Annotated in this window: 15 protein-coding genes; 12 read left to right on the forward strand and 3 right to left on the reverse strand. The window is 38.2% G+C overall.

Going from position 1 to position 13,060, the window contains the following annotated elements; genetic code table 11:
• Window positions 1-12 precede the first annotated feature (12 nt).
• Window positions 13-846, reverse strand: coding sequence for a hypothetical protein (locus ACUN27_RS14865; protein ID WP_445559100.1), 834 nt, complete (start codon window positions 844-846; stop codon window positions 13-15).
• Between the two features lie 216 nt (window positions 847-1,062).
• Window positions 1,063-1,251, reverse strand: coding sequence for a hypothetical protein (locus ACUN27_RS14870; RefSeq protein ID WP_445559101.1), 189 nt, complete (start codon window positions 1,249-1,251; stop codon window positions 1,063-1,065).
• A gap of 165 nt (window positions 1,252-1,416) precedes the next feature.
• Here ACUN27_RS14870 and ACUN27_RS14875 point away from each other — a divergent pair, with 165 nt between their 5' ends.
• The 3 genes from ACUN27_RS14875 to ACUN27_RS14885 all read left to right on the forward strand — a co-directional run bounded on the left by ACUN27_RS14875 (window position 1,417) and on the right by ACUN27_RS14885 (window position 5,506).
• Complete coding sequence (locus tag ACUN27_RS14875; RefSeq protein WP_445559102.1) at window positions 1,417-3,432, forward strand: hypothetical protein; 2,016 nt, start codon at window positions 1,417-1,419, stop codon at window positions 3,430-3,432.
• 126 nt (window positions 3,433-3,558) lie between these two features.
• Window positions 3,559-4,674 (forward strand): hypothetical protein, encoded by a 1,116-nt coding sequence (locus ACUN27_RS14880; protein ID WP_445559103.1) that lies wholly within the window; start codon window positions 3,559-3,561, stop codon window positions 4,672-4,674.
• 313 nt (window positions 4,675-4,987) lie between these two features.
• On the forward strand, window positions 4,988-5,506 hold the full coding sequence (locus ACUN27_RS14885; protein WP_445559104.1) for an HNH endonuclease: 519 nt from the start codon (window positions 4,988-4,990) through the stop codon (window positions 5,504-5,506).
• Between the two features lie 66 nt (window positions 5,507-5,572).
• On the opposite strand, the gene ACUN27_RS14890 is transcribed toward ACUN27_RS14885, so the two are convergent.
• Window positions 5,573-5,857: a helix-turn-helix domain-containing protein gene (locus ACUN27_RS14890; protein WP_445559105.1), complete on the reverse strand. Its 285-nt coding sequence runs from the start codon at window positions 5,855-5,857 to the stop codon at window positions 5,573-5,575.
• 195 nt (window positions 5,858-6,052) lie between these two features.
• Between ACUN27_RS14890 and ACUN27_RS14895 the strand changes: the two genes are divergently transcribed.
• The 9 genes from ACUN27_RS14895 to ACUN27_RS14935 all read left to right on the forward strand — a co-directional run bounded on the left by ACUN27_RS14895 (window position 6,053) and on the right by ACUN27_RS14935 (window position 12,873).
• Window positions 6,053-6,283: a helix-turn-helix domain-containing protein gene (locus ACUN27_RS14895; protein ID WP_445559107.1), complete on the forward strand. Its 231-nt coding sequence runs from the start codon at window positions 6,053-6,055 to the stop codon at window positions 6,281-6,283.
• A 35-nt stretch (window positions 6,284-6,318) separates the two neighbouring features.
• Window positions 6,319-6,522 carry a helix-turn-helix domain-containing protein gene (locus ACUN27_RS14900; RefSeq protein WP_445559108.1) on the forward strand — a complete coding sequence of 68 codons (204 nt, stop codon included), beginning with the start codon at window positions 6,319-6,321 and terminating at the stop codon, window positions 6,520-6,522.
• A gap of 141 nt (window positions 6,523-6,663) precedes the next feature.
• Window positions 6,664-7,170: a helix-turn-helix domain-containing protein gene (locus ACUN27_RS14905; protein WP_445559109.1), complete on the forward strand. Its 507-nt coding sequence runs from the start codon at window positions 6,664-6,666 to the stop codon at window positions 7,168-7,170.
• A 16-nt stretch (window positions 7,171-7,186) separates the two neighbouring features.
• Window positions 7,187-7,483, forward strand: a complete 297-nt coding sequence (locus ACUN27_RS14910) for a hypothetical protein (protein WP_445559110.1) — start codon at window positions 7,187-7,189, stop codon at window positions 7,481-7,483.
• A 36-nt stretch (window positions 7,484-7,519) separates the two neighbouring features.
• Window positions 7,520-7,768: an AbrB/MazE/SpoVT family DNA-binding domain-containing protein gene (locus ACUN27_RS14915; RefSeq protein ID WP_445559111.1), complete on the forward strand. Its 249-nt coding sequence runs from the start codon at window positions 7,520-7,522 to the stop codon at window positions 7,766-7,768.
• Window positions 7,769-7,789: 21 nt separating this feature from the next.
• Window positions 7,790-8,137, forward strand: a complete 348-nt coding sequence (locus ACUN27_RS14920) for a hypothetical protein (RefSeq protein WP_445559112.1) — start codon at window positions 7,790-7,792, stop codon at window positions 8,135-8,137.
• A 1-nt stretch (window position 8,138) separates the two neighbouring features.
• A complete protein-coding gene (locus ACUN27_RS14925) occupies window positions 8,139-9,146 on the forward strand; it encodes a hypothetical protein (RefSeq protein WP_445559113.1) in 1,008 nt (335 codons plus the stop codon).
• An 11-nt stretch (window positions 9,147-9,157) separates the two neighbouring features.
• Window positions 9,158-10,330 carry a metallophosphoesterase family protein gene (locus ACUN27_RS14930; protein WP_445559114.1) on the forward strand — a complete coding sequence of 391 codons (1,173 nt, stop codon included), beginning with the start codon at window positions 9,158-9,160 and terminating at the stop codon, window positions 10,328-10,330.
• Window positions 10,327-12,873 carry a hypothetical protein gene (locus ACUN27_RS14935; RefSeq protein ID WP_445559115.1) on the forward strand — a complete coding sequence of 849 codons (2,547 nt, stop codon included), beginning with the start codon at window positions 10,327-10,329 and terminating at the stop codon, window positions 12,871-12,873. The genes ACUN27_RS14930 and ACUN27_RS14935 overlap by 4 nt, the downstream gene beginning before the upstream one ends.
• Window positions 12,874-13,060: the final 187 nt, after the last annotated feature.

Consider the following 13,060-nt stretch of genomic DNA (forward strand, 5'->3'; position numbering starts at 1 on the left):
CCTTTGATTAATTTATTTCTTAATATCTAACAAGTTTCCTTTAAGTTTTTCGACATCTCTTATTATTGTTTTAATAGCTCTTTGATCATAAGAAGCGGTTCTAGGAATTAACTTTCTTTCTTCAAGGTTCAGGAGCAATGATCGTACAGCTTCTTCATTATTTCCTAAATGTGTAGGGACGTCTGAGAATATATCATCTATTAAGGAAGCGACTGAACTGACTTCAAAATCAGAATTACTGTTTTCTAATGTGATAAGTCTTTGTTCACGTTCATTTAGAGTGTGTACTTTTCCATTTTTGTAAATTGCTATTTTTTGGTTTTGAATATTTATGTTCACTATATTCGGATTTTTTGTTTCTTGAAATATTATTTTACTTACATAGGTTAGTATAATTCCACCTATTACTGTTCCAACAATATCAAGAATCAGGCTCCCTTGTTGAAACTCCCGTAATTTAAGGTTGTTTTTACGCTTTTTAAGAAAGTTCCGAGAAGATGTGCGATAGGCTTTTAAATCATCTTCCTGGGCAATTAAATAATTTTTAGGTCTGTCAACTAAGCTTGAGACTTCATCTTTCACCCGTTCTTTTTTATACTCATCCATTGGAATTATATTATCAATTGTTTTGATAATTTCATCTGCAATAGAATATCCATTGAATTTTTCAGCAACTGCATAATTGCCAGATAAAGATTCTAAGGTAGAAGCTTCAATACTATATTCGAAGCCTGAGATTAATGTCTGTAAATCAACAAGTAAAAAACTTAAATCAAAAACAGTCTCAAATGAGGTATCAAACTTCAAATAAATGTTTAATTCATTTTCAGTAAACTTTGTATTCATCTATAGTTCTCCTGTCATAGTCTTTCGACAATATTCTCAAAACCCAAATTATTATAACATCAAGAAAGCAAGGAAGATACAAAATATTCCTTTTACATTGCTTATAATAAATAAAAGTCTATAATCACAAGCATCGTTCAAAAAATCACTAGTAAATTGAAAGAAAAAACGCCATGCATAACGCAATTATTACGTCAGCCTGGCGTTTTTTACTAACTATCGTGTAATAATATGGAAATCATACAAGCTCCGGGAAAACCACGAATCACCGATTCGCAAAAATTTGTCACAGTATTCGCGTATTACACCGGCGTTTTCATTCATTTCATCTTTGCAAACAACTACATTGGTTTGTGAAAGGGCAGCCGCAAAAAATTCGATATCAGTTGATAAAACTTTGGTCATTCTTAAAACCCTCCGTAAATATAATATCCTAATATAGGAATATATTTAAAATATTAACATAGTTCTAGTTCTAAAGATACAAAAAATTACTACTCATGTCGAAAATGGTGTGGTAAAATATGTATGTATAGTTGAGATACGATATACGTGAAGGAGAATGGCAAAGTGTCTATTATTCAGGAAGATAGTGATTTTTTACACGAAGTAATATTTCGCTTAGATAATAAAATACAGGACGTTAAATTTCCCATTAATAGAGTTTCTGAGTATTTAGTTTCAGAAGGGTACATAGTAGATAGTGTTCTAAATAATTCAAGAGATGCAACTTTATTTAAAGATGGCAAGAAGGTTCTTGTATCAAATAATGCTATTTGTTTTGAGAAAATTGATTCAACAGAAAAAGAAAAATATAAACAGAAATTTTTTACATATATCATTTCTAGATCTAAGATTTTTTTTCAGTCTGTTCTTCAGAATGAAAAGTCATCCCGTATAAACCTTATACAAAATCAACTTCGTACTTGTGTAAGTAATATGTACTACACATTACATAACAGTTTTGCATCAATGGTAGAATACTATAAAGCAGAATATTTAATTAATCAGGACTTAAAGGAGATTTGGAATAAAAACGATGATGAAGAGACAATGTTAGGACATTTTGTACCAGATGCTTTGAAAGTTACATTAAAAAAAATGAAAATTATAATTGAGAGCGATAAAGAAAGCTGTCTACAAGGAGACACCTTAAAAAGTGGTAAATTAAAAAGCTATCAGAATCCTTTTTCGTGGATAAATCCGATTTTCTTTGATTGGTATGATCAGGAAGATTTTAAATTATTAATAGAATCAATGGCTGATGCTTTAAAAAATATATATATGGAAAATATTGGTGTTGATGAAACCCATAAGCGTTCAAACTTTGAAAGGCAACTCAAAGATGCACTCTTAGAGGTTCAAGAAATAATAAATAATAAGGAAAAAAGTTCAAGAGAATATATAATCGCTACACTATCAGGATTTTTAGGTTACGCTTATATGTTAAGACAACTAGGCGATTATGATTCTTTATTTGAAATGAAAACTTCGCAAAAAGATATAATAAATTGGACGATTATTACTTCGAATTTTGTTAATTTAGTAATAAAATATTTAAACGAGAAAAATGAAGAATCAATTAACAGAGTACAAAAACTTGATGCAGTTAGTTCAACCGAGATCTTACAATCAATTGATATTGAAACAGACACATTGATTATGACTATGACGGGAATAATTATTGATAATGAGTTTAATATGATTGATCTAATAAAAAAACTATATTCACAACAGGGATATAAAATACTAGATCATAAAGGAAAAGTACCAAGATTAACAGATGAAACAAACGAAATAACTATACGTAGAGAGTTTCCTGGAACTACATTAGTTTGTTATATATCTTTTTCAATTCAAGGAATGTTTCGAATTGACGTGTTAAATCCAAATTCAAATGGAAGATTTAGAGATTCAGTGAACTTATTTTATCTTGAAAAACTAATTGATCACGAGGTAATTGAGAGGGATCTATTATTGTCAGTTTCTGATAAGGCTATCGTTGTTAGAGGTATTCCAACAACACATGGCAGTGATAATACGTATAAATATATTGATATTTTATTGGGCGTGCATCCAATGATTGAGCGACAAATAAGCAGCAGCGTTTTTAGACAAATGGATACATTTGCTGAAATGTTTTCAGATGAGAGCATCAGCATACTCAATTACTTTAATTCTAATCTTGACGTAGTTTTACTGGATAGTAGAGTGCGATATGTTATTAGAAGGATTTCTCATGAAGACATTGGAAAGAAAGTATTACTTAATTTATTTATTGCAAATAATTTCGATAGAACAAATGAAATAAAAAATAAAGTCATAAAAGAACAACTAAGTAGACATCCAGATATTGAGCTCATTATTGAATATATATATTTGTCTGAGGCTGAGATTAGACAATTTATTGAGATGAAAAATTATAATAGAATAAAATCTCAAGTTGAAGAATTAAAGATAAAACACACTCTACCCAGTGTAAATGAATCAATTGAAAGTAATGTTGATGATCCAGAAGCTTGTAATGCTGTAGTAGTCGATGAGCTGGACTTATCTATCATGGAAACTGCTGCAAGTGAAAGCTAATATAAATAAATTTAGAATTTATTATTTTGTAACCGCCAGTAGAATAGAACCGTTTAGAACCGCTCCTTATAATTATAAATTGACTGTTGTAGTTTGCAATGAAAATGATACATTAGGGGAATGTATGTGAACTTATTTTACACAGAACTTGAAAGAGAAAGATTACATCATAATTTTTTAGCTATACGAGAAGATACTTACTTAAAAAAAATTATTAACTTATGGGTAGAAGGATTTGTTGATCGTGATAACAAATTTGTTTACGAGTTTCAAACTACTTTTAATTCATGTTTTTGGGAATTATATCTGCATGGCTGTTTTAAGCATCTTGGTTTTAAAGTTGATTTCTCAAAACAATCTCCTGATTTTTGTCTAAGTTCAAATGGGAAAGAGCTATGTGTTGAAGCGGTGATTGCTGAGAAACCCCAAAATGGTTTATTAGCAGAGTGGGAAAAAATGGATATATTTAACGACCCTTTAAAATATGAAAACTATATGAACTATGAATCAATCGTAGATTTAGCTACTGTGCGTTTAATGCAAGCCTTAACATCAAAGTTTGATAAATATATTAAGGATTACTCTAAGTTAACACATTGTAAAAATAAACCTTTTATAGTAGCCGTTGCTCCTTTCGAGCAACCCTTCTTTTTTACACAGAACACAAATGCAATTAGAAAGCTATTGTATACTTACGATTTGCCAGAGTATGTTGACATTAATGGTGAGAGATTCATCTATGGGAATAAAAAGGTTAAAGCAATTAAAAAGAATGAAAAAACTGAACTTCCACTTGGGCTGTTCTTAGATAAAAAATATGAAGGCATAAGTGCTGTAATCTTTAGTAATACCGCAACAATAGGAAAAGCAAGGGTGCTTAGTGACGATAATAGATTTATGTTTATAGCATCTGAAAGATATAATGATAATGGGTTAGATAAATTGATGCAAGTAGAAGAAAAAAAGGAGTACCATGAATCAATATTAGATGGACTACATATTTTTCACAATCCTAATGCAAAGATTCCGTTAGAAATTGATGAATTTCATCATCCAGATATAGCGAATTCTTATTATGATCCTGCAGAAGAAGAATTTTATACTGAAATAAAGCATGAAGCTTTATATTATAGAATGATAACAAGATTACAAAACGGATATGCAATGTCAAAAAAAGAGCGTGAAAGATTTAAAAAAGAATTTTTCAAAGAAGTATTTAATTATAATGATAATAAAAAATAAAAGAAATAGGACGACACATTGTCGTCTTATTTCTTTTTTAATCCCTTCCTATAAGCCTCTACAGCAGACTATGCCGCGGCACGGTCTATCTCCACTTCCTTCCTCAGTGTATTGATCAACATCTCGAACATTAGGGTATGCTTGCTTAATATCCCTCTTATCATCCAAGTGCCGTTCATATCTTATAAAGTATGTGATACCAAAATTGACCTAGTGTTCTAAGGATACAAAAAATGTCTATTCAGGTTAGTTTTGCTGTGTTAGATTAATTTAAGAGTTTTATAAAACCGAAATGAAAGAAGGAAATCAAGTTATGGCAAGAAGTAAGTCTGACATTTCGAATACAGCTATTAGAATGTTTTTACAGGATGTTGGTAAATTTTATGATGAGGCTAGAGGTTATACTCCGTTTAAATCAAGTGGCCCTAATAAAACACAATTATTAAATTTCTTTGATAATAAATGTTGTTACTGCAATATAGATATAAGCGTAAATAGTATATCACTTGACCATTTAATACCAATGAACAAAGCTGATCTTGGGTTACATGCCTGGGGAAACGTTGTTCCATCTTGTGGGAATTGTAATGCGGTTAAGCAAAAGAAAGACTGGATAGCTTATTTGTTTTCTCTCGCGCAAGAAGAAGAATTTAATAGGAGAAAAGCTAAAATTGAGCAATTTACTAGAGATTATAATTATAATCCTAATTTGAACCTGCAAGATATTGCTGAAAACCTGTATCAAGATGTTGGAGAAGTTGCACTAACATTAATCAAACTTAGGTATACACAAGCAGAAAAAATAATTCGTGGGATTATTGGAGAAGAGTAGGAGACTACGGCATATATATCAAACAACGCTAAGAAGTAGACAAAACGACACCATCAAAGGTGTCGTTTATTTCTTCTTATTCAGACCCTTCCTATAAGCCTCTACGGCAGCTTGTGCCGCGGCGCGGGCTATCTCCAGTTCATCCTCAGTGTATTGGTCAGCGCCACCGAAAAAAGCACGACCTACAGATGATTCTTCTTTTTCATCTGAACGTCCGAGTAAGAAATCCACGCTGACCTCAAAATAATCCGCAATTTTCTCCATAGTTTCACTATCAGGCTTTCTAGTTCCGTTCTCATAACCAGAAATTGTGGATTCAGCCAAATTAAATTTTGATCCTAATTCTTTCATGGTTAGTCCATTTTTTTTCCTAAGACCTCTAAGTCTTGTTCCGAACATATTCATCACCTATCTTAGATTATACTTTGCACAATGCGTAATGTGAATTTAATTGCATAAAACTTTGCGAAATGCGTTGACACTTTGCGTTTTGCGTTGTAATATTCAAGTATGAACTTTGCATAATGAATAGTTTGGGGGTGCAATATGAATAGTTTAGTAAAAATGGCTAGGTTAACTTCAGAGTTTTCAATAGAAGAAGCTGCAAAAATGCTCAATATTTCAGCTGGTTACTTATCTCAAATTGAAAATGGACAGAGACAAGTTAGCTCAATACGTGCTGAAGAAATAGCAAATTTATATAAGAAATCTAGAGAAGAAATTTTTTTACCTAGTCGCTATGCAATACGCGAAGTTGATGAGCAATCTTCTGCCTAACCGGAAAATTAAGTTTGACAAAAGGAGGTGATCAAATGGACCAACAAGTCGAACGCAAAACCCTAACGGTCGATGAAATCGCATCTTACTTAGGAGTGCATCGCGATTCCGTTTACACAATGGTGCGCAAAAAAGAAATCCCACACTTCAAAGTCGGTGCTCGCATCCTATTCCGGATGGAGACAATCGAAAGCTGGATGAAGCAGCAAGAGAGCCAGAATCATCGTATTGCTCAATAAAAATCCGCTGACGAGGGAAGGTGTCAGCGGCTGCGAAGGGGAGATGATACAACGATCATCCGTTAATTTCATCTTAAGTTCCTTCTGTGTCACAAATCTACATCAGTTATGTGCAGATTTGCCACATTAATCCGAAAGGTGGTGATAACAATCGCAATTGGAAAAGCAATTCAAGAATTCCGAAGAGAAAAGAATTTAACTCAAGAAGAACTTGCTAATCAAATTCCAATTGATCGTACAACGCTAGCTCGCATTGAAAATGGAGAACGCCCATTACCAAGCGGCTTTGATACGGTTGTATCTGGTCTATCTTGGAAAATAGCTCTTGAGATAGCGAATGAGCGAACGGGTGGATACATCTCCAACATCTTAGTGGATGTTCCGAATCTGGATTTACACCCTGCGGCACTTAAAGACTTATTGCTTAAGCAACTTGCCGAAGCTGGGACAGCATTGGAGAGGTTATCAATGTCAAAACACATTTCGTCTGAAAAACGAAAAGAAAGTGCTGAAAGAGTTTGGCAAGAAATCAGAGACGTTATCGAGACTGCAAACGTCATGCAAGGAGTGCTTGAGGATGAGTTCGGGTTAGATCGTAAGCGAATGATTCAAAAGCATGAATTGGAAATCAAGAAAGGTGATCGCTGAGCGAGGAGGGGATAAATTGTCACTAATTCTTGTGAGTAAGGATGTCGGTACATATGCACATCTTAGCAAGTTGTATTCGTATCTAGAAGCAATGCAAACTAATCCAGGCTATTTCCATAAGGAAGTTAAGCCTGCTGCCGAAGATTGGGTGCGTGGAGAACTCGATTCAATTGAGAAGGAGCTTTATGAAACAAAAAAAGAAGCAGGCACCGGCCAGGGTGACTACTCCAAGGTTACATCATTTGAAAATAACATTGCTTTTAGTATACCTACTGAGGGGTACCAATTCAAGGACTCATTTTTTTGCCCTTAAATCTATGAATCTATCAAACAAGAGGAGAAATAACGAATGTTGAAAGCAACAGGAATAGTAAGAAGAGTTGATGAGCTTGGTCGCGTGGTAATTCCTATTGAGCTGCGGAGGAATCTGGGGGTCGAGATTAAAGATCCTATTGAAATCTTCACAAATGGAGACAGCATTGTATTAAAGAAATATGCACCGGGTTGTGTACTTTGTACCAATATCGAAAATGTGAAGCCAGGTCCTGGTGGCAAGTTAATTTGCGTTAGCTGTATTAGTCAGATTCAATCTATCTGAAATTTACTGGAGGTCTTTTAAATGAATAAACAATCAATCATTGAGCGTTTACTGGTGTTGCCGGAACTGATCGCAGCTGCTGAGATTGCATTAATTGCAGCTCAAAACAATCTAAATTCTGCTCGCTCTGAATTAACACACAGGGAGGATGGCCTCTACCTCGGAGTTTTTGAAGAAGAGGGAATGATCATCGACGGTAAAAATGCAGAGATTCGTAGTGCACAGCTTCGCAGATTTTCGGTTATTGAACGCAACGAGGTAGCACGTACGGAGCATTTGGTTATGGAGTTCAGGTACCAACTGGATAAGCTGAAAACAGAGCTAAAGGCACTGCAGTCCATTGTGGATCTGCTTAAGGGGGCGGCGTAATTTGAACGAAGTCACCGTCATTCAGCCTCAAACATCTAGCGGACAAGCTAGCGGTGGGGCAATCATCGATTATGAATTCGGTAGTGCAACGGATTTACGGAAGAAGTTGGCCGATATGAAACAAAAACTTAATCTGACTAAGGAATTTTTCCGTGAGGTTATGCAAGAAGGCGTTGACTATGGAATCATTCCTGGAACAGACAAGCCCACCTTATTGAAGCCTGGCGCCGAGGGGCTGTGTGAGTTCTATAACTTTGCTCCTACGATTGCTAGCAAAGTGGAAGATAAAAACTTTGAGACCGGTTATTACGGAGTGGATATCACGATTCGATTAATTCACCGTGGATCAGGTGCCATTATTGGTGAAGGCGTAGGTCATGCTAATACATTCGAAAGCAGGTACCGCTGGCGCTGGGTGTCGGAGAAAGATCTTCCTAGAGGCATTGAAAAGGAAGACCTAGTCAGTAAAGAGCGTTCCGGGAAATACGGCAAGTATCAATCCTATCGAATCGAAAATGACGACATGCACTCCATTTGGAACACGGTCCTTAAGATGGCTAAGAAGCGAGCGTTAGTTGATGCCACCCTTGCTGCTACAAGGTCCAGCGGCATCTTCACACAGACAGAGCAAGAGCTGGAAGCGTATCTGGCTGGTGAAGATCCGGAAGCAGATGGTGAAGGTCAACAACAAGCCAAGGCACAGCAGCAAAATTCGCAGAGTGGCAGCCGGCAATCAAGCAGCCGAAGTACAGCGGCAGCCGGCTCCGGACAAGCAGGTAATGTTGTTCAAAAGAATCGAGTTCTGGATCTCATGAAGAAAGCTTCTCTAGATTGGAACGCTCTCGCAAAAGAAGCATCAACCGCATTGAACCGCGACATTAAGAAGGTTGTTTCAGATATTCAATCAGATGCGGACTGGAAAGCGGTCGGAGATCATCTTGAGTTTCTTATTGCTGCAGGGCAGTCCGATCAGAAAGAAATGAACTTCGATATTCCAGAAAACTTGTGAGGTGAGAAGCATTGAAAATAGCCCATGTTGCAGATAGTCACTGGGGACTCGGTTATCCGGGTCCGGAACCTTATGCACGTTTTCAGGATATAACCAAAGTTATGGATTGGGTAGCCGACCGGATTATTGAAGAAGGTTGCGAGGTAGTGCTTTTTGCTGGTGATGCATTCAAGGATGCCCGCGTGTTTATAGATCGTGCAACCATCGAGATTGCTGCATTTACACAATGGTTAAGGCGATTAAGTAATGCAGGGTGCAAGGTGGTCGTGATTAGCGGTACACCTTCACACGATGCTGTATCTGCTTACGAGATCATTAAGGAAATGCACATTCCTAACACTACAATCTTCACTACTCCTGGCGGGCTCGTTCTTGGGCCTGCGGGTAACGAATTATCGATAAGTTGCTTGCCGGGTATGAATCGCAGCCAGTTTGCCACACAACAGGAGTTCAAAGATTTGCCTCCTAATGAATTTCATCAAAAGATGACGGAATGGATCTATGAGGAATGTTCTAGGCTGGTTTCCTATAGTTCAGGAACCAAGCTCTTGATGTCTCATTTAACGTTTGACCTGGCTGACACAGGCTTTGAAGATGTGTTGCTGATGAATGAACCTATTTTGACTGACGAGGCTGCTCAGTTGTTCGATCTGGTTGCTCTCGGCCATATCCATCGGCCGCAGCAGGCTGGCAGGAATGTCTTTTACAGCGGCGCACCTGAGCGGCATAACTTCGGTGATGAGAAAACGAAGCCGGGCTTTTGGATTCATACTTTAACAGCGAAACAAGCTTTTGCATCAACTTTTATTGAAACACCATCGCGTCGATTTAAAACCATCAATTGGTGCGATATGGACATTGAAGCCTGGCTGGATGGGCAAGTAGATGAATTTACGACCGTTAAGGATGCCATCCTCCGGGTGCGATATAGCTGCAGCGAGGACCTTCAGAAGCGATTCGATCGTAGGACTTTGGAAAAATCTTTATATGATGCTGGTGCTTTCTATGTCCATGAGATTAAAGCAGATGTTGAACGTTCGGACCGGGTACGAGACGTTGAGGTAACGGAAAGCCTTGGCCCTCAAGTGGCGTTGTCTAAATGGGGACAGAACCAATCCATAGAGGCTGAGGAAATAAGCGTGCTGCAGGCACTAACTGCTGAATTATTGGAGGCGATTGTATGAATCCACTTACGCTTGAATTAATTAATTTTCGTGCTATCCCATATGCCAACATTGATCTTAATGATGTTACGATCGCAGCGATTTGTGGAAGAAATGGTGCTGGAAAGAGTTCGGGATTCACTATGGCACCAAGATTTGCCTTGTTCGGTGATGTAATCGAGGGTGTGAGCATGGACGATCTTGTAAGGCGGGGCACACAAGAAATGGCCGTAACATTTACGTTTGAACACCAAGGAAGTAATTACCGGGCCATTCGAACTCGGTCACTAAAGGGTAATGGTAAGAGTACTTTAGAGTTTCAACAACAGATCGGTGCAAAATGGGAAAGTAAATCTGCAGAGAAAATTAAAGATACTGAGGCCGTTATCCGCAATCTCTTGAATCTAGATGATGAAACATTCACAGCGTCCAGCATGATTATGCAAGGTAAGGCGAATGAGTTTACGGCAAAATCAGCCGGTAAACGTAAAGAGATCCTGCAGCAGATACTTGGGCTTAATATTTATGACCGTTTGCAGGACGCTGCTAGGCAGAAGGCGGCTGGGCTGCATTTGGAGATTGAGAAGTCCAAAGATAAACTAGCCGAACTTGATGAGCGACTAAAACTGAAGCAATCAAAGGCTGAGTTGTTTGAGATTTTGAATCAAGAAACGGGAGCAATGAAAGCATTCATACTCGCTAAAGAAAACGATTTGAGACACCAGGAAGAGAAGATTCGTGAGCTTCAGACCAAGTCTGAAAAGGCAGCGGAGCTTGATAAACAATTGATTTTAATTTCCAAGGAAATCGCGCCGTTCGACATTGAAAAAGAAGGACTTGTCGCAAAACTAGGGCGTGCGGAGAAAATCCTATCTAAAGAATCTGAGATTCTTGCAAATACGGATGAGTTTTATCAAGTCAAAGAGCAAATTACGGCGCTTGAGGCACGGTGGCCGGAGCAGGAGAGATTATCAACTGAACTTGGGAACATGGAAGTGTCTATTACAAATATTAAAAATGAGATTGCACCACTTGATCACAGGATCAGAAACGTGCAGCAGTTGCTTCAGAGCCGTGAGTTGTTTTTGGCGAAAGCAGCCGAGTATACGGCTGCTACATTACAACAGAAGGAATTGGAGCAGCTTGCCGAACGATGGGACTCCATTGAAAAAGAGATCTTGGATGTTCGAGCTGATTATAACGCGGAGCAGGCAAGGATCAACACGACAAAGAGCTTGCTCGAATCAGAAATTCGCATGCTTGAGTCCAAGACTTCGATGCTCACCAATTCGAATTGTATTGATGAGACGAAGGCGGCCTGCTTGTTTCTATCAGATGCTCAAGATGCAAAGCAAGTGCTGATTAGAAAACATGAAGAATTGAACAGCATCGATTTATCTAAATTAACGACATTAAATAAAACTATGATCAGCCTGACAAAGAAACAACAAGAGATTGGCTATGATTTTGGTGCACACCGGGCGTTAAAAATGCGCATTGAAGAACTCAGACCAATGGCAGAAGAGGCGGGCCAGATGCAAGCGAAAGAAGAGCTTCTTATAAGTCTGCAGGAGCAAAGTTTCCGTTTGAATAGCCAAATAGAAGAGCTAACGCTAAAACAAATAAATACTCAAAGTGAATTAGACACTTTACGTGAAGCTCTAGCACCACTACCAGCACTTCGTAGACGATTGGACAATCTCCAACCTTGGGCGAATTTAAAAGACCAAATAGGAGCAGCACGTGAAGCTAAACAAAGCTCTGCTGCTCGCATTTTAGCAATTGATTCGGAATTACTAAGAAAAACAGAATGCAAAACTGCAATTGATGAGGAACGATCTCTGCTTCTGTTGGAAACTCAGGGTCTGGAATCTGCTGTAACACAGCTTCCCATAATCCAACGTGAGCTGCAGCAGCTGCGGGATCGACAACATATTCTCGCTGAACAAATAGGTGGTTTGAAAACCGAACTGACTGCACTGGAAAAGGATGAACAGGCCCGCCTGCAGCTGGCAGATGAGTTAGAGCCAAAGACCAAAAAGTGGAGTCGATACCAAACGTTGATTCGTGCTTTTGGCCGCGATGGGATTCCTGCACTGATCATTGAAAATGCCGTTCCTCAGCTCGAGCATATCGCAAATGAGATCCTTGGCAAGATGTCAAAAGGTAAGCACTACATTCGTTTTGAAACCCAGCGCGAGTTGAAAAGCCGGGATGGAGTCCAGGAAACATTAGATATCATGATTGGCGATTGGACGTCTGAGCGGCCTTATGAAACGTTCTCTGGTGGGGAGCAGCTGCGCATCGATTATGCCATCAGGTTTGCACTAGCCGAGCTCCTAGCGCAGCGTGCCGGCAGTAAAGTGGAATGGCTAACGATTGATGAAGGATTAGGCTCTCAAGATGCTGAGCACCGCGGGCTGGTTCTTGAATCCATTAAAGCGGTAGCAGATCGATTTAAGAAGGTCCTTGTCATTACTCATATCGAAGAAGCGCAGGCTGTATTTGAACAGCAGATTTTCTTTGAGAATACAGATGCCGGCATAGATGTCAAAGTGGCATGAACGAGCTTGAGGGTGGGCCACCACTCATGAGGTCGGGCGTTAGTAAACGAATTTGGGATCTGCTTGATAAGGATCCAACTGTATTTAAAAAAGAGGTTATTGCGTATTTTGCAATTGGCTATCCTGGGTTCACGGTTGTCCGGGCAAAGTACCCAGATATTTATTTGAGAGACGATCGGAGGCAAAC

It is taken from the genome of Paenibacillus sp. WC2504 (genome assembly GCF_052682475.1).

What these genes read in the sequence shown, in the direction of transcription:
- ACUN27_RS14900 (WP_445559108.1), top strand. Translation starts at nt 6,319, where the DNA reads ATGGACCAACAAGTCGAACGCAAAACCCTAACGGTCGATGAAATCGCA.
- ACUN27_RS14885 (WP_445559104.1), top strand. Translation starts at nt 4,988, where the DNA reads ATGGCAAGAAGTAAGTCTGACATTTCGAATACAGCTATTAGAATGTTT.
- ACUN27_RS14920 (WP_445559112.1), top strand. Translation starts at nt 7,790, where the DNA reads ATGAATAAACAATCAATCATTGAGCGTTTACTGGTGTTGCCGGAACTG.
- ACUN27_RS14895 (WP_445559107.1), top strand. Translation starts at nt 6,053, where the DNA reads ATGAATAGTTTAGTAAAAATGGCTAGGTTAACTTCAGAGTTTTCAATA.
- ACUN27_RS14915 (WP_445559111.1), top strand. Translation starts at nt 7,520, where the DNA reads ATGTTGAAAGCAACAGGAATAGTAAGAAGAGTTGATGAGCTTGGTCGC.
- ACUN27_RS14890 (WP_445559105.1), bottom strand. Translation starts at nt 5,857, where the DNA reads ATGAAAGAATTAGGATCAAAATTTAATTTGGCTGAATCCACAATTTCT.
- ACUN27_RS14865 (WP_445559100.1), bottom strand. Translation starts at nt 846, where the DNA reads ATGAATACAAAGTTTACTGAAAATGAATTAAACATTTATTTGAAGTTT.
- ACUN27_RS14935 (WP_445559115.1), top strand. Translation starts at nt 10,327, where the DNA reads ATGAATCCACTTACGCTTGAATTAATTAATTTTCGTGCTATCCCATAT.
- ACUN27_RS14870 (WP_445559101.1), bottom strand. Translation starts at nt 1,251, where the DNA reads ATGACCAAAGTTTTATCAACTGATATCGAATTTTTTGCGGCTGCCCTT.